The organism is Streptococcus parasanguinis (genome assembly GCF_001578955.1).
In the GTDB taxonomy this organism is placed as follows: domain Bacteria; phylum Bacillota; class Bacilli; order Lactobacillales; family Streptococcaceae; genus Streptococcus; species Streptococcus parasanguinis_U.
The window spans coordinates 1-417 of record NZ_KQ969737.1; the positions used below are offsets into that span (position 1 = coordinate 1).

Genomic DNA, 417 nt, shown 5'->3' on the forward strand with positions numbered 1-417 from the left:
ATATCCCGGGAAGCCACGTCGTCATTACTGGCAATCTCGATCCGACGGATGAAGTGAAAACCGATGCTGCAGAGTTGGCTGCCTACTATTCCAAGGCCCGGCTCTCAAACCTGGTCCAAGTAGATATGATCGAAGCTAAGAAACTCAATAAACCAACTGGTGGAAAGCCCGGCTTTGTCACCTACACCGGTCAGAAAACTCTGCGGGTTACCCCAGAAGAAGAAAAAATCAAAGCCATGAAACTAACGGATTGATTTCAAAAATAAAAGGTTGAGCGACGCTCAACCTTTTAGAATGTAGACAAACTGTTCTACGTATGCTGAAAAAAAATGAGGTCTACTTTTAGGATCATTCAACATATATTGAAACTTTCCGCCGTGAGAAAAGTGCTTGAAATATAATCATTTCAAGCACTCG

General features: G+C 42.9%; 1 pseudogene. It reads left to right on the forward strand.

The window, feature by feature from the left end:
* Positions 1–254 (forward strand): annotated as a pseudogene (locus SPADD19_RS11020) (DUF814 domain-containing protein); the annotation flags it as partial.
* Between the last annotated feature and the right edge of the window lie 163 nt (positions 255–417).